Here is a 24,344-nt window from a genome sequence, read left to right on the forward strand (position 1 = left end):
GCTTCAATTCCCGGCTAATCGTTGAAGGTGAGCGCCCCAACAAAGCCGCAACCTCCTTCTGGTTATGTTCTGCTTTCAATAATACGTAAATCTGGTATCTCTCTTCTTCGTTCAGCTGGTGGTAACTCATCAATGCTTCCTCTCTTGGTCGGGAGAAGCGCGGAGTCTACCAACTGGCTCCTCTCCTTATCCAGTTGCACTTATTATCCGAAACCATAAAATAAAGAAAATAGAAATTTAAAGATAAAAATTTCCAGCACAATACCCATATAATCCGTAGTGATCTGTACTCAGAAAGAGCAGATTGCAATCACTTTCATCGATTAAGCCAATCTACAATAAGAAAGCATAACATTCATTACTATACAGACAATCAATGCTCCCCAACTTATTGCGATGCGTAGTGATTCTGAGTTACACCTAGGAATTGCTGGACAAAGAAAGGCCTTTTAGACGATCATGACAACTTCAAGCCAAAGCGCTAAGGATATAATGCGGAGAAAATATTAGTGAACCGCTGTTGATACTTGAGATATGTATCAGATTGACATCGGCAAGCATTATTCATTTGAGGTTCTCCACCTATGGCCATGAGCCGTTATAACAACAAATCACTGGAGAGATCAATGAGCAAACCTTATCCGTTCGGATGTAGCCCACTGGCGATAGCTTTTGCCATCGCCAGTGGGCCATATGCCCTGGGTGAAGAGCTGGCCCTAGAAGAGGTTACCGTCAGCGCCCAGAAGCGCGAGCAAAATACGTTGGAAGTTCCGGTTACCGTGGACACCTTTTCCAGCAAAGACATAGACAACACCATTGCACTCACGTTGAGTGATATGGCCGATTACATTCCCGGTTTTGAGGCCGGCTCCGGCATCACCCAATCGGCACTGAGTATCCGCGGTGTTAGCAGCCCGAGCATCAGTGCTGGCGGCGACCCATCTGTAGCCGTTTTCTACGACGACGCCTATGTGCCAAGCCCGGCCACGTCTATGGTTTTTGCTGATATGCAGCGGGTGGAAATCCTGAAAGGACCGCAGGGCACATTGTTCGGTCGCAATGCGGCTGCCGGCATGGTCAATATGGTGCCGACCCCACCACAAGATGATTTCGATGCTTTTTTATCAGCACACTTTGGCAACTACGGCCTGCAGCAGCTGGAGAGTATGATCAACACGCCGGTGACCGACAAGCTATTCGTACGTGGCAATTTGATGAGTTATCAGCGAGACGGCTTTGTGAGTAACGTTTATCCCGGCGGTATTAATTCAGGGGCGGAGAACATTGTCACCGGGCGCTTGGCAGCCCGCTGGGAAATGAGTAATAGCACCACCGCACAGCTCGCCTATGACTGGGACGAAGTGGACAATGCCCCGCGCCAGGCCATCGGCGTCAGCCCATATGGCTACGGCACCGATCCCTTTGCCGGCAAGGTGGAAAATGATGTGATGGACGGCGGCGAGACCCGCTCCATGTTCGCGGTCAACGCCAAGTTGGAGCACAATTTCGACGAATACTGGAGTCTCAAATGGGTATCCAGTTATCGCCAGTGGGAAACCTATAATCGCGAAGAGGAGGATGGCACCGCCGATCCCAGTCGTTACCTGGATACCAACAATATTTTCGATTCCAATATCACCTATCACGAGCTACAGGTGAACTTTACCGGAGAGCACTTGGTTGCAGTCATGGGAGCCAATTATTCTCGCGAGGATATTTTTCAGAGCACCATCGTCACTGCCACTGCCAGTTCGGTGACACGACTGGTGACCACTGATGTCGTCAATGATCCGACTTTACGCGGACAGATCGCCAGTGGCGCTGCACTATCGGTGGGCGGATACTCGGGCGATGATGGTATTGGTGATATAGCCGCAGCCCAAGCACTGGCAGCGCTTGACAGCATTGATCATTTGTGGGAACCGGGCGACTGGGCCACCTTCACTACGCTGGTCACCGGATCCACCCTACCCCAGACCAGCGAAATGTACGATATGATCGCCTATAACCTACTCGGCACCGGTATGCTGTTTGACCCAGACTATACTGGCCGGGACTGGGTAGAACGGGTGGACAATACAGGAAACTTTACCAATCACGGCGTCTATTTCGATCTGGATTACGCTGTCACCGATACAATCAATCTACTCGCCGGCCTGCGCTACAGTACCGATGAGAAATCCTTTACCTGGTTGACACCCGGCACCAGTTTTCGCGATTTGCGCCCAGGAGTGGAGCAAGTGATTTTCTCCATTGCGGATAACTATAACGTGGGAGAGGGCCTGCGCGAAGCCAGCAACGAGTGGCATGCAACCACCGGCCGCCTGGTGGGACAATTTCACTTTAATGAGCGGGCGATGGCATTTTTGTCCTACTCAAACGGCTATAAGTCCGGCGGTTTCGATTCACTCAACCTGCTCACCGCCGATACGCCGATCGAACCGGAGGAAGTGGACAATATTGAACTGGGTGTGAAAGGCGATCTGCTCGACAGCCTGCGCGTACAGCTCAGCTATTTCGATATGGCTATCGACAACCGTCAGCGCAGTGTCGAGAGCAAACCGCCAGGCTCCGCCAACGCCCTGCCGCGGGTGATCAACGGTGACCAGCAATTTAACGGCTTCGAAATCACCGTTGACTGGCTGCCCATTGACACACTGCGCCTGGGCCTGGTGACAACGATCCGCGACCAGGTATCCCAGTGGAACCCCTTCTACGATGCCGAGGGCGAACTGCAACAGGATCGAGACAAGTCCACCGCCAACACCGCCTATACCCTGAGCATGGACTGGGCACCGACGGTACCCGTGGGATCAATGCAATTCCATATGGATTACATCTACGCAGAGAACAGCGACGAGCTGGCGCCAGGCTATCTGGCCAGTTTCAATACTATCGAGGGTGTCGGCGAGGATGATCAGCGCCTTAACGGCCGACTGTCATGGCAGAGCGACAGCGGCAGCTACATGCTGGCATTATGGGTTCGAAACCTGTTCAACAACGAACGCGCAGCTATTCCCAGCGGCCGCACACTGGATGTGTTTGGCACACCCTATACGAGTGTTTTCGAACCACGCACTTATGGCGCTGAGATGCGCTACAACTTCTGAATTTTGCAAAGCGGGAGCCCTACGGTTCCCGTGCGGCAAACCCCTACCCTCGGCCTTTTTGCAGATCCTGTGTTGTGAATAGCGCATTATTTGTCGCCCACAACTGATTGTGAATTATTAAAGGCGAGGAATTGTGCTAGCTCTCACCAAATACTCGCTGGCCCTTCCCTGCTCTGGGTGTGTACGCAGGGCGGACTCTCAATATCCTGCAACCTGGCCGTCCTTGCGACTCTCAGAGGCCCCCCAATAAACGCCCTGCTCTTCATCGCGCAGAATGGCCTGGTAGCCGCCATAAGGGCCGCTTTCAAAGCGCAGCTGATGTCCCATCTGTACCAGCTTGCGGCGCGTTTCCAGAGGGAATCCATCTTCGAGACTCAGGTAGCCTCCATCGAGCATCCTCTCATCTGTAGGCTGGCTGGAGCCACTGTGGAGGATACGGGGTGTATCCCCTGCTTCCTGTACATTGAGGCCAAAGTCAATCATATTGATCATGATCTGGGCATGCATCTGCGGCTGGGTAGGCCCACCCATCACACCAAAGCTCATCAGTGGTTTACCGTCTTTGGTTACAAACGCCGGGATGATTGTGTGAAAAGGACGTTTGCCGGGCTGATACTGATTGTAGTGTCCCTCCTTGAGACTGAACATCTCGCCGCGATCCTGAAGAATAAATCCCAACTCCCCTGGGGTCATACCAGAACCCATACCGCGATAATTACTCTGAATTAACGACACCATATTGCCATCTTCATCAGCGACAGTAAGATAGATGGTATCGCCGTGCCTCAGGGCAAGATTGCCGGCATCGTAGCGTTTGGAAGCGCTCTCAAGATTGATGAGCTTGCGCCGCTCGGTGGCATACTCCTTGGAGATCAGCTGCTGTACCGGCAGGCGATTGAATGCAGGGTCTGCGTAATAGTTAGCTCTATCCTCGAACGCCAGCTTCTTGGCCTCCGCAAATAAGTGCAGATAGCCAGCGCTGTTTCTGCCCATGGCAGCCAAATCATACCCTTCCAGGATATTCAAAATCTGCAATGCCGCTATGCCCTGACCATTGGGCGGCAACTCCCATAAATCGTAACCCCGATAGTTGGTAGAGACCGGCTCAACCCACTCTGAACGATGAGCTGTCATGTCTTCGTAACTGAGGAAGCCACCTTGATTTTTCACATAGGCGGCAATTTCGCGAGCAATATCGCCTCTGTAGAAAGCATCCCGACCTCCTTTTGCAATACGACGGTAGGTCTTTGCAAGGCGGGGATTGCGAAACACCTCACCTTCTTGTGGCGCTCTGCCATTGGGCATAAATGTCTCGCGAAAACCGGGGTAAGACTGCAGTCGCGGTACTGACCTGTTCCAATAGTAAGACACCAGCTGAGTTACGGGAAACCCTTGTTCTGCGTAGTCGATTGCAGGTGCCAGAATTTCATCCATCGGCAATTGCCCAAACCGTTGATGGAGCTGGAACCAACCCGAGACGGCCCCAGGGACCGAGACCGGCAAAGGCCCATAAGAGGGAATCTTATTGTGACCATTATTGGCAAAATATTCGAATGGGAGAGATAGTGGCGAACGACCGCTGGCATTGAGCCCGTAGAGTTTCTTATCTTTTGCACTCCACACCAGTGCGAACAGATCGCCCCCGATACCACACCCTGTGGGCTCCATCAGGCCCTGAGCTGCATTGGCGGCAATCGCTGCGTCCACCGCGCTGCCACTGCGTTTGAGGATGTCAAGTGCTATCTGTGTCGCTAGGGGTTGACTGGTGGCCGCCATCCCACGATTGGCTAATACCGGCGAGCGACTGGCGAAGCCCTCCCCGTTTACGCGGTCGAAGGCAACAGAAGCCGGTAAACCCCCTAGTATTGGGCTTAAATACAGCGCGATGAGTACTTTGTGAAATATACGTCTCATAGCAGAGATTCCTCTTATTTTTATACCGATGTAACAGAAGCTGGGTATTTATACCAGCCCCACTTCCAGTTGATCGATAAAAATCTGTATTCGAGAGGTCTTGGTTTTTCGTCTAAATCTTCACATTTGTGCTTTTGAATATTGTAATGGATAAAATACAAGATAACGACTTTATAAGTATATTCTTTGAAATGCTCGATGTCATGAGCGAGTACGAGCAGGCTTGCGGAATAAAAAGCCGTGATTTTTAGTGTCCACCTGCCCAGGCCCAACAATCTGGAGTAGAAAACGCCCTGGTCGGCCTAGCCGGTATTGACGAGGCAGTCGACTTCGGTGTGGCAGATGACTACTGGGGCCAGCGCCTAGAGGCCGCCGTTAGCCTGGCTCCCGGTACAACCCTGTAGGGCGATACCATACGCGCATTGGCAAAGCCGTTGCTGGGCCCGGTAAAAACTCCCAAGGCTATCCATATTCTACCCGCACTGCCTCGCAGCCCGGTGGGCAAGGTGGTGCGCAGAGAGGTGCAGGCTCTGGTATATCCCCGCTGAGCGCGATGGCATGTGTCAGAAGTTTGTTTATTGGTAACAAATATCCAATATAAGGCTCACGCTATGATCGATGCCAGCACAAGCGGTATGGCGCGTATGGCGCATTTCGCAAAAACACAACCACGCACGGGTATGGCGGGCAACCTGGATTACCAGATTGAATCTGTTATCGAAGGCAGGGTAGTTTATCACTACACTCCTAAGCAACGGCACCAAAATCTGATTGGCTCATTGCACGGAGGTATTCTCGCAGCGCTTTTGGATAGTGCTATGGGCGCCTCTGTGATGACCAAACTGGGCCCGGGTGAAAATCACAGTATGATCGACCTGACGATTAAATTTATTGGCGCGGTGCGTGATGAAGAACCATTGGTTATTGAGGCACAGGTAGATCATTGCGGAAAACGCCTGTTCGCCACTAGCGGCAGTATCCGCACGGCAAAGGGCCAATTGATTGCCTGTGCGCTAGCAAATGCGGTGCGATTGTAATCCCCCCGCGTTTAAACTCTGCCGCTCTATCACCAACATGCACGCTATCACTCTACCGATCTACAGCTTCGGTCAGTAGTTTCTGGACGAAAGCCACTGTGCCTTGAAGAGTACTCAAGTCAATATCCACAGGCTTTGCCAGTGAATATTGACCAAAAGGACAGTTTGCTTTACAGCGGTTGCGACAAACTATGACCGTACTGCCCAGAGAGTGTATGTACAATCATGCCGGGCATCGTGAAAGACATTCAGCACCAAACTCAAAGTTGAATCTTGTCGCGATTCTTCTTAAGCGTTGCTGCACCAATCCCTTTGACGTCCAGCAGCTGTTCCACCGACGTAAATGGACCGTGCTTTTCCCGGTGCTCAACGATCAATTGCGCTTTCTCTGTCCCCACACCTTCCAACTTCTCTGCCAGTTCAGCAACAGAAGCACTGTTGACGTTGATCTTAGTGACCACCTGTTTGACGGCTTCAGGCCTCGCATCATTTGCAGTGATTGTAGGTGACAGGTAAAGCGAGAAAACGAGAACAAGCAGGGAAGGGATTATTACGCGGATATTTTTCATGATAGGCTCCCAGTGAAAGTCTTCTTATTTTCACATTGGGACTGCTTACTACCCCAAGCCACAGCATAATACCAACATGCTGAGCAAAATCCGCTTACCATCCATTACACTGCATCACACGGGTCAGGGCCGACAGTCCTTAGTGATCCGCAATCTCAGCCAAGATATCCCGCAGCGACTGCAAAGGATCACTAGCTGCTGTGATCGGCCGCCCAACAACCAGAAAGTCGGCACCCTGGACCCTGGCCTCAGAAGGCGTGAGTGTGCGCCGCTGGTCGCCCCTATCACTCCAGGCCGGGCGAATACCGGGACTCACCAGCACAAATTCTGGCCCACAGGTCTCGCGCAGAACCCGGGCCTCGCGGGCCGAGCACACCACACCATCCAGACCACAGTTTTTTGCGCTGGAGGCGAGAGACAGCACCTGCGTTTTCAGAGGTCTGAAAATCCCCACTGCCGCCAGCTCCTCCGCAGTGGTGCTGGTCAATACGGTTACCCCGGTAAGCAATGGTTTTTTTTCACCAAACTCTCTCAGAGCCTGCACAGCTGCACGCATCATCCGCTCACCACCGCTGGTATGTACGTTTACCATCCAGACACCAAGACGTGCAGCTGCCTTTACTGCCGCGGCAACAGTATTGGGAATATCGTGAAACTTCAGGTCCAGAAAAACCTCAAAGCCACGCCTAACCAGGGTACGAACCAGATCGGGGCCCGCTGCAGTAAACAATTCCTTGCCAACTTTCACCCGACAAAGAGCGGGGTCCAACTGGTCGGCCAGTTCCAGAGCCCTGTCGGCATGATCGTAATCCAGTGCAACAATAATCGGGGAAGAAACCTGAGCCTGCAAAGAAATACCTCATTAAAATTGTCTCTACCCAGCGACAAGCTGGGCCTGAGCGCTTTCCCTGTCGGTTCCACTACTCACCTTCAATTCCCTTGACGGAGCGAACAGAATCCCAGTGTTTACAGCTGGGGCAGAGCCAGTGCAACTGATTGCCGGAAAAACCACAGTTGCTGCAGCGATAGTGGGGACGGCTGGCAATCAATTGATCCACCAGTGTCTTGAGTAAGGACAGATTTTCACGGGCCCTGCCCTGTGCTGTTCCGATGTACAGATCGAGAAAACGTCCCAGGCCTCGCAGGGATGGACGCAGTGCCAATTGCTCACCCATAAAAGCAGCGGCGGCTGCTTCACTATCCTGCTGTTGGATGCGCTCTGTCAACGCAATGAGCACACTGTTTGAGGGATGCTCATTGAGAAGGGACTCCAGGTAGCGATCCAGCCCCTTTCCGTCTCCTAATTCTATGTAGCAGGTAATCAGAAGCTCCAGTATCTCTGGAATATAATCGGGGTTTTGCTTGGGGATTCGCTGTAGCACCTTAATGGCATCCCGCGGTTTTCCTAGTAAATATTCCAGGCGCGCCCACAGCAGACAGGCCCTTACAGATCCGCGATCATAGCTCAGGGCTGCGTCGATATGTTTGCGTGCACTGAGATAATCCTTGCCGGTGATCGCCTCTTCCGCCAGCTCACAACAAAAGTGGGCCTGTATTGATGCCCAGTCGGCAGACAAACGTTTGAAACGGCGGCCATGGAGCAAATTGACAGCGTGAATAGCCTTGGCCCATTCGCGTTCATCCCGATACACTTCCACCAAGTGTTCAAGGCTGGTGGTGCGCAGTTCCTGGGCGGTCTCCACCAGTTCTTGCAACAGGCGCTCAGCCCGATCGAGCCAACCCGCCGCAATGTAATCGCAGGCCAGTTCAAACTGCGCTTTATGCTGACTCTGCCGGGCCAGGCTGGGGCGTGAGAGAAGATTCTGGTGTACCCGTATTGCCTGATCGTACTCCCCGCGCCGGCGCAGCAGGCTGCCCAGTGCCAAGTGGGTTTCAAAGGTTGTGGGACTGACTTCGAGGGAATCGATAAACTTCTCGATGGTGTCGTCGTGGCGCTCGCTCAGGAGATAATTGAGCCCCTGGGCATAGGAGCGGGCCAGGGACTCCTCCTGTTCGCTACAGTCAGGTTTCTTCCTGGAGCTACCTCGCCCTAATACCCAGCCGATAGCAATCGCTGCCAGCAGGAAAAAGAAGTAGGTAAAATCAGGCAATTCAATCTCCGGAAACCTTTTGATGCGCAGCGTGCAGCTCACGCTCCAGCTTCTTGAGCTGCTTGTTCAGTCCGCGTACACGGCGGCGCTGGGAATACATAGGGAGTAAACTGGCCAGGAAGCCCAACAGAACCCCCAGCAGCAAAGTGCTGATGAGCCACACCCCCACACTGCCTGAATACAGGGTATTACCTGCAATCACCGGCGCAATAACCTGGGGGTTTTCCACAGCAAAATAAATGCCGAAGGCCACACACACCAGGGCCAACAAGCCATAGGCAATATGCACCAACCAGTGCAAAAATGACAAGGGAACCTCCGAGTTCCGCCAAGAGGGTTTACCAACCTGGGCCTTAGGCTTTCGGGGCGGATGATAGGGTCACCAGCGAAAGCCGACTATCAACCCAGCCGTGCAGTGTAATCATACTTCGAACCCCGTCTCTCCGTTCATACTGCGATTAACTCTGTCACGCAGTTCTTTTCCTGGTTTAAAGTGGGGCACATATTTGCCGGATAGTGCTACCGCATCTCCAGTCTTGGGGTTCCTCCCGGTACGGGGCCCCCGGTAGTGCAGGGAAAAACTACCAAAACCCCGAATTTCGATGCGCTCTCCCTGGGAAAGTGCGTCGGACATGGTATCCAGCAGTACCCTCACCGCCAATTCTACATCTTTCACTGGCAGCTGATCCAATCTCAACGCAATCCTTTCGATCAATTCAGATTTGGTCATGCGCTCGATAACCTCTGCAAGTTATTGATTATTCTAGCGTAGCCCGGTAATCATCTAATACAAAGCCGGACTGGGCAACCCCAGTCCGGCTCTCGGAACACGCCAAATAAACTCTTTGGCGTACTGACTGAACAGTCAAGAAAATACTAGTCCTTGTTGCTCATCTGTGCCTTGATCAAGTCACCGATCGTGGCCGGCTGCACTTGTTCGGACTGCTTTTTGCTGTGATCCTTAATGGCCTGTTTTTCTTCATCCTGATCCTTGGCTTTGATAGACAGGCTGATCACACGGTTCTTGCGATCCACACTGGTGATTTTAGCCGTAATTTTCTCGCCTTCTTTCAGGACATTGCGTGCATCCTCAACCTTGTCGCGGCTGATTTCGGAGGCCCGCAGAATACCTTCAACCTCATCCGCCAGGGAAACAACGGCCTGCTTGGCATCCACCTCTTTAATCGTGCCGGTAACAAAACTCCCACGGTCGCTGGTCGCAACAAAGTCGGAGAACGGATCCGATTCCAACTGCTTGATGCCCAGGGAGATACGCTCGCGTTCGGAATCGATACCCAGAATCACAGTCTCGATCTCGTCGCCCTTCTTGAATTTGCGAACCGCTTCCTCTCCCGCTTCATTCCAGGAGATATCGGATAAATGAACCAGGCCGTCAATGCTGCCATCGAGACCGATAAAGATACCAAAATCGGTGATGGACTTGATCTTGCCGGAAATTTTATCGCCCTTGGCAAATTTACGTGCAAAAGCATCCCATGGATTTTCCTGGCACTGCTTGATACCCAGGGAAATGCGTCGACGCTCCTCATCGATATCGAGAATCATCACCTCTACCTCGTCGCCCACCTGGACAACTTTGGACGGGTGAATATTCTTGTTGGTCCAATCCATTTCGGAAACGTGCACCAGGCCCTCAACCCCCTCTTCCAGTTCGGCAAAACAGCCGTAGTCGGTCAGGTTGGTAACAACTGCTTTGACGCGGCTGTTTTCCGGGTAGCGCTGCTTGATAGATACCCAGGGGTCTTCGCCCAGCTGCTTCAATCCCAAAGAGACACGGCTGCGATCGCGGTCGAACTTCAAGACTTTTACCTGGATCTCGTCGCCAACATTCACAATCTCGCTCGGATGCTTAATGCGTTTCCAGGCCATATCGGTGATGTGCAGCAGACCGTCGATACCACCCAGATCTACAAACGCACCGTAGTCGGTCAGGTTCTTTACAATTCCCTTGATGCTCATACCTTCCTGCAAGCTCGCCAGCAGGGCCTCGCGCTCTTCGGAAGTGGCAGCCTCCATCACCGCACGACGGGAAACCACAACGTTGTTGCGCTTGGCATCCAGCTTGATAACCTTGAATTCAAGCTCCTTACCCTCCAGATGCGCGGTGTCGCGCACCGGGCGAACATCGACCAGAGAGCCGGGCAGAAACGCGCGGATATTGGCAACATCCACTGTAAAGCCACCCTTAACTTTGCCACTGATAACCCCTTTGACCACCTCGTCAGCTGCGTGGGCCGCGTCGAGGATTTTCCAGGCTTCAGCGCGCTTGGCTTTCTCGCGGGACAAACGGGTTTCCCCAAATCCGTCTTCAACCGCCTCCAGGGCAACCTGCACTTCGTCACCCACCTGCAGTTCGATTTCGCCTCTGTCGTTGATGAACTGGGCAGCGGGAATAACGCCCTCTGACTTCAGGCCCGCGTGTACAGTTACCCAGTCTTTATCTACATCAATGACAACACCGGTAACAATAGCACCCGGTGCCATTTCGACGCTTTTCAGGCTCTCTTCAAATAATTCAGCAAAGCTCTCGCTCATTACATTACCTATAGTGAAGGGTTCAGCCGTTGGTAACTGTTGAGTGTAGTCAACCGCCAGCCGCGACCCCAGCCGCGCTGCCAGCACGCGGGTCGGATTACAACAACGGCCGGGCAATTCTGGCAAGACCCGGCCGCTGTCGTTAGAAAAACGGGTTGGTACTGGTTAAGCGGGCTTAGGGAACCCCGGGCTGGATCCGGTCGAGTACCAGCGTCAGTACCCGCTGCAGGACTGCCTCAATATCGACCCCGGTACTGTCGAGTTCAACCGCATCCTCAGCGGCAGCCAGGGGAGAGGCTTCTCGGTTCATATCCAGTGCGTCACGGGCACGGATGTCCTCCAGCAGGTCGCGGAGGCTAACAGAAACCCCCTCCCCCCGCAACTGCGCCGCCCGCCTTCTGGCGCGCTCCTCGGCACCCGCGGTCAAGTAGATTTTGACTTGGGCGTCGGGGAAAACCGTGGTGCCCATATCCCGACCGTCGGCCACAAGGCCCGGCAGCCGCCGAAAATCCCGCTGTCGTTGCAGCAGGGCTGCACGCACCGCCGGAATCGCAGCCACCCTGGAAGCAGCCATACTCACCCGCTCCATGCGAATGTCACTGGTGACCTCACGTCCCTCCAGGTAAACCTGCAGCTGGCTATCGTGCACAGCAAAGCGAACATCGAGTTCCTTTGCCACCTGCGCCAATGCGACCTCATCGGTCAGGTCCACCCTCCTGTCCAGGGCCGCCAGCGCCGCTGTCCGGTACAGGGCGCCCGAATCCAACAGGGAGAAATTCAACCGCTCCGCCAGCAACTTGGCAATAGTGCCCTTGCCCGATCCGCTGGGTCCATCAATCGCGATGACCGGCGGCAGCTTGTTTGTATCACTCATATAGTTTTTTGCACAACTCGACATCGTTATGAACGGCACAAGCCGGGTCCAAAACCCCTGCACTGCGAGCCTGACGATTAAGCCAATTGCAACCGCAGACCCACGCTGACAGCCAGGTCGGCAAAATTCGGAAAGGAGGTCGCCACGTTGGCGCAGTGCAGGATGCGGATTGTATCCTTTGCGCGCAAAGATGCCACAGCAAAGGCCATGGCAATGCGGTGATCCCCCAGGCTATCGACAGTTCCCCCACTAAATACCGTCCGCTCCCGCCCACCCGGTATCACAATGCCATCCGGAGTCGGCTTCGCTTCCACGCCCAGAACCGCGAGGCCATCCGCCATCGCCTGGATCCTGTCACTCTCCTTGACACGCAGTTCGGCAGCACCCGTCAGCACTGTCTCTCCATCCGCACAGGCTGCGGCAATAAACAATGCCGGGAATTCATCAATGGCGAGCGGCACCTGCGTCTCAGGAATTCGGATGCCTTTTAGAGGTGAGTAACGCACCCTGATATCCGCCACAGGCTCGCCGCTGATCTCGCGCTTGTTGAACTGTTGAATGTCAGCCCCCATCAAACCCAGAATATTGATCACGCCATGGCGGGTCGGATTGACACCGACATGTTCCAGCACAATATCTGAACCGGGCGAGATTGCCGCAGCCACCATAAAGAAGGCCGCGGAGGAGATATCCGCTGGCACATCGATATGGCAGGCCTTGAGATTGCCCCCGCCACAGAGCGTGGACTTGGCACCATCGCGATGCACCGGATAGCCAAATCCCTGCAACATGCGTTCAGTGTGATCGCGTGTCGGCGCAGGCTCCACAGTCGAGGTTTCGCCGCTGGCATAGAGGCCAGCCAGCAAGACTGCGGATTTCACCTGGGCACTGGCCATTGGCAAGCGATAATCGATCCCGTACAGCCGGCGCCCCCCTTTGATGCGCAGAGGTGGCCGTCCTCCAGAGCCCGTTTCAATGATCGCCCCCATCTCCCGCAGGGGACCGGCAACCCGATCCATAGGGCGCTTGGACAGAGATGCATCACCGGTCAGGGTGATATCGAAACCCAACCCGGCAAGGAGGCCCGCCAGCAGGCGCATTGAGGTGCCGGAGTTACCCAGATAGAGTGGTCCCGGCGGCGTCTTCAGGCCACGCAAACCTACACCGTGGATGGTGACCCGCCCATTGACCGGCCCCTCGATAACCACCCCCATATCGCGAAAGGCCTGCAGGGTCGCCAGTGCATCCTCTCCCTCAAGAAAGCCCGCTACCTCTGTCACACCCTCTGCCAGAGAGCCCAGCATGATTGCGCGGTGTGACATGGACTTGTCGCCGGGCACACGCAGCCTGCCGATGACACACCCCCCTGGCTGAGCGGTAAAAGTCATTGCTTTTGTCGGCATAAATTCTGAACACGCTTGTTTTGTCAACACTTTGGTTACCTGATCCCGCGCTGTTTTGGCACGGGTAAATACACCCATCAGACTGGTGCTGTCACCGGAGGCGATGGCTTCGCGCAAGGCCGACAGGTTGAGGCTATAGAGGTCGATTGCCTTTAGAATGGCGTAACGGTTGGCCAGCATGATGTCTCGCCACATTACCGGATCACTGGAAGCGATACGGGTAAAATCGCGAAATCCCCCCGCGGCATAGCGGAATATATTTTCATTTTCCGCGTCGTGCGCCAGCGTATCCACGAGACTAAAGGCAATCACGTGAGGAAGATGGCTGGTAGCTGCGAGTACAGCATCGTGCTCTTCCACAGACATCTTTAACACTGACGCACCCGCTACCTGCCACAATTGCACCACCCGCTGCAAATGGCCTGTACCGGTCTCGGGCAGGGGGGTTAGGATAACCCGGTGATTGTAATAAAGGTCATCGCGCGCAGCGGCTGCGCCACTGTGCTCAGAGCCCGCGATGGGGTGACCCGGTACCAAAAAACTGGGCACCCTACCCCACACTGTTTTCGCCGCGCGCACCACACTGCCTTTGACACTGGCACCATCTGTCACTGTAACGCCCTCAGGCATGTAGGCTCTAATTTGGGCAAACACCGATTCCACAGCCAGGGTTGGCACAGCGATAAAAACCAGATCACTGGCTTCCAACTGGGGCAGAACCTCGGCAAGACTGCTGCTGGCACTGTCAACTATCCCGAGCGATTTTGCCTGTTCGCAGGTTTTCCCCGGGGGCGCAACCCCAATCACCTCGCGACATGCCCCTGCAGTTTTTAATGCGAGTGCAAAACTACCACCTATCAGGCCGACTCCAATGACTACGAGCCGGCCAACTTGCACTTGATCCATCACAGCACACCGCGCGGGTAAGAACCGAGCACTTTCACGTCCGAGGCACAAACACCCACTTCCCGCAGGGCCGAGGCAATATTTTTTGTGTCTCGATGTCCCACAAAGTCGATAAAAAAGACATAATTCCAGTTGCCGGACTGGGACGGGCGCGTCTCCACACGGGTGAGATCAACGCCAAAGCGACGGAATGGTTCCAGCAGATTGTGCAAGGCGCCGGGCTCATTTCGCATTGATACCATCAAAGAGGTCTTGTCGTCACCGCTCGCCGGTACTTCCTGAGTACCGATAATCAAAAAACGCGTGGAATTATCCGGGCGGTCTTCAATTTTTCCTGATAAGATCTTCAGGCCGTACAACTCAGCCGCCATATCGCCAGCGATGGCTGCGGCATTCCACTCCCCCTTGACACGCACAGCCGCATCGGCATTGCTGGCTACCGCTACCCGCTCTACGTTGGGATAGTGTGCATCGAGCCACTTGCGACACTGTGCCAGACTCTGCGCGTGGGAATAAATGCGCGTGATTGCGTCTGCCCGAGTGACATCCGAAATCATCAGGTGGTGGTGAATACGCAGCTCCACCTCTCCACAGATGTATAAATTGGAGGTCATAAAATTGTCCAGGGTATGGTTAATGACCCCCTCTGTGGAGTTCTCTACGGGCACAACCCCGTAGTTCACCGCACCTGCCTCCACCTCGCGAAACACCTCATCAATAACCGCCAGGGGGCGACTCTGTGCGGAGTTACCAAAATGTTTTAACGCAGCCTGCTGGGTAAAGGTCCCCTCCGGCCCCAGGTAGGCCACCTTAACCGGCTCTTCGAGAGCCAGACAGGCAGACATAATTTCCCGGAACAGACGCGCCATTTCCTCATCGGTTAAAGGGCCGCTATTGCGTTCCATCGCCCGGCGCAGTACCTGAGCTTCGCGCTCGGGCCGGTAATACAGGGCATCCCCACCGGTTGCCTTTTTCACCGCGGCAACTGCCAGTGCACAGTTGGCTCTTTCACTGATCAGCCGGGCGATATCGCCATCAATGCTGTCAATACGATTGCGCAGCTCCAGCAAGCGCTGGTCACCACTTACAGTTTCCTCGGTCATCCGCCTTTTTACGTTCCAGCTCACCTATCAACTACTGAGTTATTCGCCCGGGACTGGCATGCAATATCGGCTGCAACCCAATCACCGCTCGAAGCCATCAAAAATACTGTAGCGCGAAAACCTGTTGTTTTAGACCAGACACTAACCCCAACGCGCTTCGAAATCTGACAAAAATGCCACTAATGCCACCACCGCCTCAAGAGGGACAGCGTTGTATAATGACGCACGCATACCACCAACTGAGCGATGCCCTTTCAAGCCCAGCAGCCCGGCCTCACCGGCCGCCTCGAGAAACGGCTTGTGGAGACGTTCATCGGCCAGCACAAAAGGGACATTCATCCTGGAGCGGCTTTCCTTCTCCACAGGGCTGGAGAAAAACTCACTGCGATCAAGAAATTCGTACAACAACGCGGATTTTTTATCGGCGAGTCGCGCCATCGCCTCAACCCCACCCTGAGCCTTGAGCCACTGAAATACCAGACCCGACAGATACCAGGCAAAGGTCGGAGGGGTGTTATCCATGGAGCCCGCGTCCGCCGCCACCTTCCAGCTCAAGCTGCGCGGAATACCCGCCATTGCCCTGTGGAGCAGGTCCTCGCGGACAATGGCAACGGCAATACCCGAGGGACCCATATTTTTCTGGGCGCCAGCATAGATCACGCCAAACTTATCCACTGGAATCGGGCGCGACAGAATACTGGAAGACATATCGGCCACCAAAGGGCAATCCACCTCTGGCACATAATCAAACTCGACCCCGCCGATGGTTTCATTCGGGGTATAGTGGAGATAAGCCGCTTCTGCACTCTGTTGCCAGCAGTCTTTTGCGGGAGCGTAGCGGAAATTGCGGTCTTCACTGGAAGCAACCACCGTCACTTCGCCGTAACGCCTGGCTTCCTTGATGGCTTTTGCCGCCCAGTGCCCAGAGTGAATGTAGTCGGCTTTTTTGGCACCCGAACCGAAGAGATTCCAGGGTACGGCAGCAAACTGCGCTGTGGCACCGCCCTGCAGGAACAGCACTTTGTAGCTTTCCGGAATAGAGAGCAGGTCGCGCAAATCCTGCTCTGCGCGCTCGGCAACCGCAATAAATTCCGCTGTGCGGTGACTGATCTCCATCACCGAACAGCCCAGCCCGTGCCAGTCTAGCAGCTCCTGCTGGGCCTGATACAGCACCGGCTCCGGCAATGCTGCGGGACCGGCGGAAAAATTAAATTTCCTCATCGCATGACTCCAGAAAACCAAACATGGTTTCAAATACAACTAGATGCATCCACGCACGAACCGTGATTCTGGGAGATGGACCTTTCGTCTTGGCGCATTTTTTAAGGTGCCTGAGGCAAGAAAGGCCGCGATAAACGCAGCCTTTCACCGAGATGCCAGAGGCGCGGATCACGCCGGCCCTCCGCGATCTTCGCTGACCCCTTCCGTCTCTTCAATACGCCCGAGTCCCACGAGTTTCTCGCCAGTCTTCAGGCGTATGACCCGTACCCCCTGTGTATTGCGCCCAAGGACAGAAACCTCGTCTACCCGGGTGCGTACCAGGGTACCCTGATCGGAGATCAACATCATCTCTTCACCTGGATGCACTTGACAGGCCCCGATCAGGGCGCCGTTGCGCTCACTCTCGGCAATGGCAATCACACCCTGGGTGCCGCGTCCCTTGGTGGGGAAGTCCCCAATCGCTGTACGCTTGCCGAATCCCTTCTCGGTGGCCATCATCACCGAGCCACCCTCCTGTGGAATCACCATAGCGATCACCTGCTGTCCCCCCTGCATTCGAATACCGCGCACACCCCGGGAAACACGCCCCATGGAGCGAACATTGCGCTCGGAAAAACGGGCGGCCTTACCGGCACTGGTAAACAGCACCACATCGCGCTGGCCATCGGTAATCGCCGTGGCTACCAGGCGGTCTCCCTCTTCCAGCTCGATAGCGCGCAAACCGACACTGCGCGGGCGCGCAAAAGCAGTGAGCGGTGTTTTCTTCACAGTACCGCTAGCAGTGGTGAAGAAAATGAAGTGGTTTTCGTCATATTCAGACACCGGCATCATGCTGCTAATGCGCTCGCCCTCTTCCAGTGGCAGCATATTGACCATGGGGCGCCCTCGGGAGGCGCGGCCGGCCGTCGGCACTTCATAGACTTTTAGCCAGTAGACCTTGCCCCTGTTGGAAAAACACAGGATGGTATCGTGGGAATTGGCTATCAGCAGGTGCTCGACAAAATCCTCATTTTTTACCTGGGTTGCCGACTTGCCCATACCGCCACGGCGCTGGGCCTGGTAATCAGTCAACGGCTGGCTTTTGGCATAACCGCCGTGAGAGATGGTCACCACCTTGTCTTCCGGGGTGATCAGGTCTTCTACAGTCAGGTCCTGGCGGGAAGCCACGATATCGGTGCGACGCTCATCCCCAAAATTCGTATCGAGCTGTGCCAGTTCCTCGCGGATCACCGCCATCAGGCGCTCAAAGCTAGAGAGGATATGCTGATATTCGGCGATTTGTTTCAGCCGCTCCTGGTACTCGGTCAACAGCTTATCGTGCTCCATTCCGGTCAGGCGATGCAGACGCAGTTCGAGAATGGCCTGTGTTTGTGCAGGGGACAGATAGTAGGTGCCATCCTCGCGTAAACCGAACGCCCTTGGCAGGTCGTCCGGGCGACAGGCATTGGCGCCGGCTCGCGCCAGAAACTGCTGTACATTGCCTACCGCCCAGCCCTTGGCCAACAGCGCCTCGCGGGCATCGGCCGGGGTTGCGGAGGACTTGATCAACTCGATCACGGGATCGATATTGGCGATGGCAATCGCCAGCCCCTCTAGGATATGACCGCGCTCACGAGCCTTGCGCAACAGGTAGACTGTACGGCGTGTGACCACCTCCCGGCGGTGGCGCACAAAGTGCTCCAGCAGCTCTTTCAGGTTCAGGACCTTGGGCTGACCGTCTACCAGGGCAACCATATTGATGCCAAACACACTCTCCAACTGGGTTTGTGAGTAGAGGTTGTTCAGAATCACATCGCCCAGTTCGCCACGTTTCAGTTCAATCACGACACGCAGACCGTCTTTATCGGACTCATCGCGCAGCTCGGAGATGCCCTCGATCTTCTTTTCTTTCACCAACTCGGCGATACGCTCGATCAGGCGCGCCTTGTTCAACTGGTAGGGAATTTCTGTAATAACAATGGTTTCGCGATTGCTCTTATCATCGCGGATCACATCCGCTTTGGCGCGCACGTAGATACGGCCACGCCCGGTGCGGTAGGCCATCAGGATACCGGCGCGTCCATTGATAATGGCACCGGTGGGAAAATCCGGTCCGGGGACATACGCCATCAGGTCATCGACCGTAAGCGCCGGGTTGTCAATCAGGGCCAGGCAGGCCTTGATCACTTCACTCAGGTTGTGGGGGGGGATATTCGTCGCCATCCCCACAGCGATACCGGATGAACCGTTGACCAGCAGGTTGGGTACCCGAGAGGGCAACACCTCCGGCATCTGCTCGGAGCCATCGTAATTTTCAACGAAGTTGACGGTTTCCTTGTCGAGATCCGACAGCAGCTCGTGGGCCAGCTTGTCCATTCGGATTTCGGTATAACGCATAGCGGCCGGACTATCGCCGTCAATGGAGCCGAAGTTTCCCTGGCCGTCTACCAGTGTGTAACGCAAGGAGAAGGGTTGGGCCATACGCACAATCGTGTCGTATACTGCAGTATCCCCATGGGGATGGTACTTACCAATCACATCGCCAACGACACGTGCTGACTTCTTATAGGGTTTATTCCAGTCGTTTTTGAGCTCACTCATTGCAAAGAGCACACGGCGGTGGACCGGCTTGAGACCATCGCGTACATCCGGCAGTGCCCGCCCGACTATCACACTCATGGCATAGTCGAGATAAGACTGCTTGAGTTCTTCCTCGATATTAATTGGGGAGATTTCTTTGGCTAATTCGCCCATGACTTACGGCGTTCCTTGTTATAGCGCGGGCATAAGTACCGAGCCCGGATAAGCGGGCAATTCTAGCATAGTTTGACGACGCTGGCGGGATGGCCCCGAAACCACACGGCAAACCTGCCCGGTTGCTGCGGTCCTGCTCTACCGCTAAAGTGACACCCCACCTCAGCTACCGCCCTGTGACCCAATGCACCAATCTGTAGACACCCTGATTCACGCGCGCTGGATTATCCCGGTCATACCCGAACAAACAGTGTATGAACACTGCTCTCTGGCCATTGTTCGGGGACGTATCACAGCACTGCTGCCGTCCGTCGAAGCCAAGCTCCGCTTCGCGGCAAAACACGAGATCACACTTAACCAGCACGCCCTGATTCCGGGGCTAATCAATACCCACAACCATGCCCCCATGGCACTCTTGCGCGGTTTTGCCGATGACCGCCCGCTCAGGGAGTGGTTGGAACAGCACATCTGGCCAGTGGAGCAGCGCTGGGTGAGCCCGGAGTTTGTGGCAGACGGCAGCCGCCAAGCGATCGCCGAAATGCTGCGATCAGGCACTACCACCTTCTCCGACCAGTACTTTTTCCCCGAAGCCGTAGCGGTAGCCGCCCGCGAGAGCGGCATCCGCGCCCATATCGCCTTCCCGGTGCTGGACAACCCGACCCCCTGGAGCCGCCACAGCGAAGAGGCACTACACAAGGGGTTGGCCCTGCGCGATGACTATCGGGCACACGAGCGTATCGAGGTGGTTTTTGCACCCCATGCGCCCTACACCGTGGGGGACCGAACCCTGGAAAAAATCGCCGTCTATGCTGCGGAAGCCCAGATCCCAGTACAAATACACCTGCACGAGACCTCCCGGGAAGTGGACAATGCTCTGACACACTCTGGGGAGCGCCCGACGGAGCGGCTGTTACGCCTGGGCCTGATGGGACCCCAGACTCTCTGTGTGCACATGGTGGCAACCAATGAGCAGGATATGGAGCTGCTAAAAATGAGTGGCGCCCATGTCGCACACTGCCCCTCCTCCAATCTTAAATTGGCATCGGGGTTCTGCCCCGCCAGCGAGATGCTCAAGGCGGGCATTAACGTTGCCCTTGGAACCGATGGTGCCGCCAGTAATAATCGCCAGGACTTGTTTGCAGAGGCCAACACCGCCGCACTACTGGCAAAAGCCGTCAGTGGCAGTGCCACAGCCCTGCCCGCACACCAGGCCCTCGCGATGGCCACGATTAACGGTGCCCGTGCGCTCGGTATCGAAACCATCACAGGCAGCCTCGAAATAGAAAAAAGTGCCGATATCGCGGCTATCGATCTGGGTGGAGTGGAACAGCAACCGGTACACAGCCCCCTGTCCCAGCTGATTTATGCCGGTGGGGGGCACAATGTTACGGACGTCTGGGTTGCGGGCAAGCAGCTATTAAAGGAGCGCCGACTACAAACCTTGAACGAGGCCGAGCTAATCCAGCGGGCGCACCTCTGGCGTGATAGAATCGCGGGCCAGGCGCGCTAGGTGCAAACGCACCGCCCGTGCCCAATAGCCGGACAGGTTCGGTTACTAGCGACGGAGTTTGCAGAAAAGTTCATGAGCAACGTAGATCCCGCGGAAATCGCCAAGTTTGAGCAACTCGCCAGCCGCTGGTGGGACAGAGAGGGCGAATTTAAACCGCTACACGAAATCAACCCCCTGCGCGCCAATTATATTGACGGGCAGGCCCCAGTTGCCGGCAGAAAATTGCTGGACGTTGGCTGTGGTGGCGGCATTCTGGCGGAAGCCATGGTCCATCGGGGTGCAGAAGTCACTGCAATTGATATGGGCGAAGCCCCCCTCAATGTCGCCAGATTGCATGCCCTCGAAAGCGGCATCGAGGTGGATTACCGCCAGGTAGCCGCTGAGACACTGGCGGAAGAAATGCCCGGGCACTTTGATATCGTTACCTGCCTGGAAATGCTGGAACATGTCCCCGACCCCGCATCAGTCGTTTACGCCTGCGCAAAACTGGTCAAACCTGGCGGTCATCTCTTCTTTTCCACTATCAACCGCACAGCCAAAGGCTGGCTGTTCGCTGTTGTGGGGGCAGAATATCTCCTGCGATTACTTCCCAAGGGTACCCATGAATACAGCAAGTTTATCCGACCTTCCGAATTGGGCAGGTGGCTGCGCGAGGCGGATCTGGAACTTCGGGATATGACCGGCATGACTTACAACCCAATAACCCGCACCTATAAGCTCAACGCCCGCGACGTTGACGTGAACTATCTGATGTATGCCAGTAAACCTGAGTGAGCAAGCCAAGCGAATGAAAGCGGTGTTATTTGATCTTGACGGCACACTTCTGGATACGGCGCCGGATTTTATTGTTGTACTCAACCAGCTGCGGCAACAGGAGCAACTGTCAGCCCTGCCCGACGAAATCATTCGAAGTACGGTCTCCAACGGTTCCCGGGCATTGGTAACCCTGGGATTTGGCAAAAAAGCGGGCGACCCCGGCTTCAACAGCCTGCTGCAGCGCCTGCTGGATCTCTACCTTGCACACCTTGCCGAGAAAACCATTCCTTTTCCCGGTATAGAGGCCCTGCTGAACACGCTTCTGGCAAACAATATTTCCTGGGGTATTGTGACCAATAAACCGGAAGCCTTTACCGTGCCACTGATGCAGGCCTTCAATTACCTCCCGCCTCCGGCCGCAGTTATCTGTCCCGACCACGTCAACCAACCCAAGCCGGACCCTGAGGCAATCTTTCTTGCCTGCACAAAAATCGGCTGTGATCCCTCAGAAGCCGTTTATATTGGCGATCACAAGCGGGATATTGTCGCCGGCCAGCGCGCAGGCATGCCCACCATCGCCTGTAACTATGGCTACATCGACGTCACGGAAAACCCTGCCAGTTGGGGGGCGGATCACCTGATCCAATCGGCAGCTGAGATCTGGCCACTGCTGAGGGAGCAGTATTTTAAACCCTAGCAATAACACCCGGTCCCAATAGTATCGAGACAGTACCAGGATTTTCTATGTCAGAATTTTTCGGCAACTATGTAGCGCCCACCGACCTCCTCAAAGGCAAAATCATACTCGTCACCGGTGCCGGAGACGGTATCGGCAAAACTGCGGCCAAAACCTTCGCGGCCCATGGGGCAAGCATCATTCTCTTGGGTCGAACCACAGCAAAACTCGAGATGGTCTATGACGAGATCGAATCCTCCGGGGGGCCTCAGCCGGCTATCTTTCCCATGGATCTGAACGGGGCCCGTATAGAGGATTTTGACAATCTCGCCGAAGCAGTTGAGCGGGAGTTTGGCCGCCTGGACGGCCTCCTGCACAATGCCAGCCTTTTAGGGCAGCGCACCCCAATCGCCAATTACCATTTCTCCACCTGGCAGCAGGTAATGCAGGTGAATGTCAACGCAGCATTTGGGCTTACAAAAACGCTGCTGCCCCTGCTGGAAAAGTCCGAGGCGGGATCAGTCATCTTCACAAGTTCAAGCGTTGGCCTGAAAGGTAGGGCCTATTGGGGCGCCTATGCCGTATCAAAATTTGCCACTGAGGGGTTGATGCAGGTATTGGCAGATGAACTGGAGGGCGTATCGAATATTCGTGTAAACAGCCTCAATCCAGGGGCCACCCGCACGGCAATGCGTGCGAGCGCCTACCCGGCTGAAAACCCGCAGTCGGTAGTGCCCGCCGAGCGAATCATGCCCACTTATTTATACCTGATGGGGGACGACAGCCGGGGCCAGAATGGCAAGCACTTCAGGGCACAAAAGCGCTAAACCCAACTGCCAGTCCATAAAAACCGGACTGAGGCCGGTTTAAGATGCGCATCACTGTCTATTTTGCGCCCGCTTGGTTGTCATCACCAGTCGGTCTCTGGCTTGACCCGCCATCGCCGTCTTCTGTCCCCATATGTTCGGGGACATCGGCAAAAATATCCCCTTCGAACTCCATCATCTCACTGCCATCAAGCAGGACGTCGTCTTTGACTCCCTGCACCTTCTTGCCCGGCTCAGTAAACTGTGCTTCCTGGCCCGTCTGGAGCTGGGCTGACCCTCTGCCACCTGCCCCGGCATAGGCGCCCTCTGAAAACGAAAGCTGTATTGACTCAAAAATGAAGTAGCCCGCAACAGCAGTACAAACGACAGTAGAAGTAATCAAGCTTTTCATTTTTCGCCCCCGGGTAATCTAAAATGTTGTTTTTTTAATTGTTGGACAAAACAGCAATCCCGTGTAGAGCGGTAGTGGCCGCCCTACTGAAATTCGGGAACCGGACTGTCGCCAATCCTCAAACTCCACTGACAGCTATTTTTCATGCGGGCCCAATCATTGGTGTGAAAGGCTGCACAATTTTATTTGTTCACTTCCAGTGACTCGGGCAAAATATAGGCAATAAATAGCAAGACAATATCAGTGATGAAAGTACTACTCCCGCTCTCCCTGTTAGCCCTGCTGGCTCCCGGTGTATCTGCCAATACTCTGAACGAGCAGCTCCAGCAATGCTCCCGCATCATGCCCGACTCCAGCCGCTTGATATGCTATGACAAGCTTAACGCCGCCCTCGAACAAAGCGCCGAACAGAATTTTGGCCGCGAGCAGAAACAAATCTCACAAGCCCCGCAATCTATTTAGGCCATAATCACCCATATCCGGGCAGCCGCTCACAATAAGCGGATAATCACATTGGATAACGGCCAGATTTGGGGACAGAGCGATGGCAGCCGAGTACACTGGAAAGCCGGCGACCCAGTAGTTGTAGAGCGTGGACTCCTGGGCTCTTTCTTTATGAAGCCTGCAGAAGACAGGAGCAGGATCCG

At 54.9% G+C, this 24,344-nt stretch carries 21 protein-coding genes; 7 read left to right on the plus strand and 14 right to left on the minus strand.

Features of this window, described 5'->3' with window-relative positions; genetic code table 11:
* The coding region (locus Q5Y71_RS08215) for a helix-turn-helix domain-containing protein (RefSeq protein WP_306041607.1) at window positions 1-130 on the minus strand (130 nt) is incomplete at its 3' end.
* Between the two features lie 496 nt (window positions 131-626).
* Here Q5Y71_RS08215 and Q5Y71_RS08220 point away from each other — a divergent pair.
* The gene (locus Q5Y71_RS08220; protein WP_306041539.1) at window positions 627-3,110 is read left to right on the plus strand and encodes a TonB-dependent receptor; all 2,484 of its coding nucleotides are present in this window, start codon (window positions 627-629) and stop codon (window positions 3,108-3,110) included.
* A gap of 198 nt (window positions 3,111-3,308) precedes the next feature.
* Here Q5Y71_RS08220 and ggt read toward each other — a convergent pair whose 3' ends face one another.
* On the minus strand, window positions 3,309-5,024 hold the full coding sequence (gene ggt, locus Q5Y71_RS08225; RefSeq protein ID WP_306041541.1) for a gamma-glutamyltransferase: 1,716 nt from the start codon (window positions 5,022-5,024) through the stop codon (window positions 3,309-3,311).
* A gap of 611 nt (window positions 5,025-5,635) precedes the next feature.
* On the opposite strand from ggt, the gene Q5Y71_RS08230 reads away from it, so the two are divergent.
* The gene (locus Q5Y71_RS08230; protein ID WP_306041542.1) at window positions 5,636-6,061 is read left to right on the plus strand and encodes a PaaI family thioesterase; all 426 of its coding nucleotides are present in this window, start codon (window positions 5,636-5,638) and stop codon (window positions 6,059-6,061) included.
* A 260-nt stretch (window positions 6,062-6,321) separates the two neighbouring features.
* Here Q5Y71_RS08230 and Q5Y71_RS08235 read toward each other — a convergent pair whose 3' ends face one another.
* From Q5Y71_RS08235 to gyrA, 11 genes are all read right to left on the minus strand, one after another.
* Window positions 6,322-6,630 carry a helix-hairpin-helix domain-containing protein gene (locus Q5Y71_RS08235; RefSeq protein WP_306041543.1) on the minus strand — a complete coding sequence of 103 codons (309 nt, stop codon included), beginning with the start codon at window positions 6,628-6,630 and terminating at the stop codon, window positions 6,322-6,324.
* A gap of 139 nt (window positions 6,631-6,769) precedes the next feature.
* Window positions 6,770-7,480, minus strand: a complete 711-nt coding sequence (gene pyrF / locus Q5Y71_RS08240) for an orotidine-5'-phosphate decarboxylase (RefSeq protein ID WP_306041545.1) — start codon at window positions 7,478-7,480, stop codon at window positions 6,770-6,772.
* 70 nt (window positions 7,481-7,550) lie between these two features.
* The gene (gene lapB / locus Q5Y71_RS08245; RefSeq protein WP_301418856.1) at window positions 7,551-8,741 is read right to left on the minus strand and encodes a lipopolysaccharide assembly protein LapB; all 1,191 of its coding nucleotides are present in this window, start codon (window positions 8,739-8,741) and stop codon (window positions 7,551-7,553) included.
* A gap of 1 nt (window position 8,742) precedes the next feature.
* Entirely contained in the window at window positions 8,743-9,051 is a 309-nt protein-coding gene (locus Q5Y71_RS08250; protein WP_301418854.1) for a lipopolysaccharide assembly protein LapA domain-containing protein, read from the minus strand.
* Between the two features lie 111 nt (window positions 9,052-9,162).
* Window positions 9,163-9,471 carry an integration host factor subunit beta gene (gene ihfB / locus Q5Y71_RS08255; RefSeq protein WP_306041548.1) on the minus strand — a complete coding sequence of 103 codons (309 nt, stop codon included), beginning with the start codon at window positions 9,469-9,471 and terminating at the stop codon, window positions 9,163-9,165.
* 146 nt (window positions 9,472-9,617) lie between these two features.
* Window positions 9,618-11,297 carry a 30S ribosomal protein S1 gene (gene rpsA / locus Q5Y71_RS08260; protein WP_306041549.1) on the minus strand — a complete coding sequence of 560 codons (1,680 nt, stop codon included), beginning with the start codon at window positions 11,295-11,297 and terminating at the stop codon, window positions 9,618-9,620.
* 175 nt (window positions 11,298-11,472) lie between these two features.
* Window positions 11,473-12,171: a (d)CMP kinase gene (gene cmk, locus Q5Y71_RS08265; RefSeq protein ID WP_306041551.1), complete on the minus strand. Its 699-nt coding sequence runs from the start codon at window positions 12,169-12,171 to the stop codon at window positions 11,473-11,475.
* A gap of 77 nt (window positions 12,172-12,248) precedes the next feature.
* Window positions 12,249-14,480: a bifunctional prephenate dehydrogenase/3-phosphoshikimate 1-carboxyvinyltransferase gene (locus tag Q5Y71_RS08270; protein WP_306041553.1), complete on the minus strand. Its 2,232-nt coding sequence runs from the start codon at window positions 14,478-14,480 to the stop codon at window positions 12,249-12,251.
* The gene (gene pheA, locus Q5Y71_RS08275) at window positions 14,480-15,583 is read right to left on the minus strand and encodes a prephenate dehydratase (protein ID WP_306041554.1); all 1,104 of its coding nucleotides are present in this window, start codon (window positions 15,581-15,583) and stop codon (window positions 14,480-14,482) included. The genes Q5Y71_RS08270 and pheA overlap by 1 nt, the downstream gene beginning before the upstream one ends.
* Before the next feature lie 141 nt (window positions 15,584-15,724).
* On the minus strand, window positions 15,725-16,804 hold the full coding sequence (gene serC, locus Q5Y71_RS08280) for a 3-phosphoserine/phosphohydroxythreonine transaminase (RefSeq protein WP_306041556.1): 1,080 nt from the start codon (window positions 16,802-16,804) through the stop codon (window positions 15,725-15,727).
* A gap of 168 nt (window positions 16,805-16,972) precedes the next feature.
* Window positions 16,973-19,537 (minus strand): DNA gyrase subunit A, encoded by a 2,565-nt coding sequence (gyrA, locus tag Q5Y71_RS08285; protein WP_306041558.1) that lies wholly within the window; start codon window positions 19,535-19,537, stop codon window positions 16,973-16,975.
* 184 nt (window positions 19,538-19,721) lie between these two features.
* On the opposite strand from gyrA, the gene Q5Y71_RS08290 reads away from it, so the two are divergent.
* The 4 genes from Q5Y71_RS08290 (at window position 19,722) to Q5Y71_RS08305 (ending at window position 23,306) form a co-directional block, all read left to right on the plus strand.
* Window positions 19,722-21,047, plus strand: coding sequence for a TRZ/ATZ family hydrolase (locus Q5Y71_RS08290; protein WP_306041561.1), 1,326 nt, complete (start codon window positions 19,722-19,724; stop codon window positions 21,045-21,047).
* Window positions 21,048-21,119: 72 nt separating this feature from the next.
* Window positions 21,120-21,821, plus strand: coding sequence for a bifunctional 2-polyprenyl-6-hydroxyphenol methylase/3-demethylubiquinol 3-O-methyltransferase UbiG (ubiG, locus tag Q5Y71_RS08295; protein ID WP_306041563.1), 702 nt, complete (start codon window positions 21,120-21,122; stop codon window positions 21,819-21,821).
* A 13-nt stretch (window positions 21,822-21,834) separates the two neighbouring features.
* Window positions 21,835-22,500 carry an HAD family hydrolase gene (locus Q5Y71_RS08300; protein ID WP_306041564.1) on the plus strand — a complete coding sequence of 222 codons (666 nt, stop codon included), beginning with the start codon at window positions 21,835-21,837 and terminating at the stop codon, window positions 22,498-22,500.
* Between the two features lie 47 nt (window positions 22,501-22,547).
* Window positions 22,548-23,306, plus strand: coding sequence for a YciK family oxidoreductase (locus Q5Y71_RS08305; RefSeq protein ID WP_306041566.1), 759 nt, complete (start codon window positions 22,548-22,550; stop codon window positions 23,304-23,306).
* A 58-nt stretch (window positions 23,307-23,364) separates the two neighbouring features.
* Here Q5Y71_RS08305 and Q5Y71_RS08310 read toward each other — a convergent pair whose 3' ends face one another.
* Window positions 23,365-23,697, minus strand: a complete 333-nt coding sequence (locus Q5Y71_RS08310; protein WP_306041568.1) for a hypothetical protein — start codon at window positions 23,695-23,697, stop codon at window positions 23,365-23,367.
* A 246-nt stretch (window positions 23,698-23,943) separates the two neighbouring features.
* On the opposite strand from Q5Y71_RS08310, the gene Q5Y71_RS08315 reads away from it, so the two are divergent.
* Window positions 23,944-24,159: a hypothetical protein gene (locus Q5Y71_RS08315; RefSeq protein ID WP_306041570.1), complete on the plus strand. Its 216-nt coding sequence runs from the start codon at window positions 23,944-23,946 to the stop codon at window positions 24,157-24,159.
* Window positions 24,160-24,344 lie beyond the last annotated feature (185 nt).

Source organism: Microbulbifer sp. 2205BS26-8 (assembly GCF_030731025.1).
GTDB lineage: Bacteria > Pseudomonadota > Gammaproteobacteria > Pseudomonadales > Cellvibrionaceae > Microbulbifer > Microbulbifer spongiae.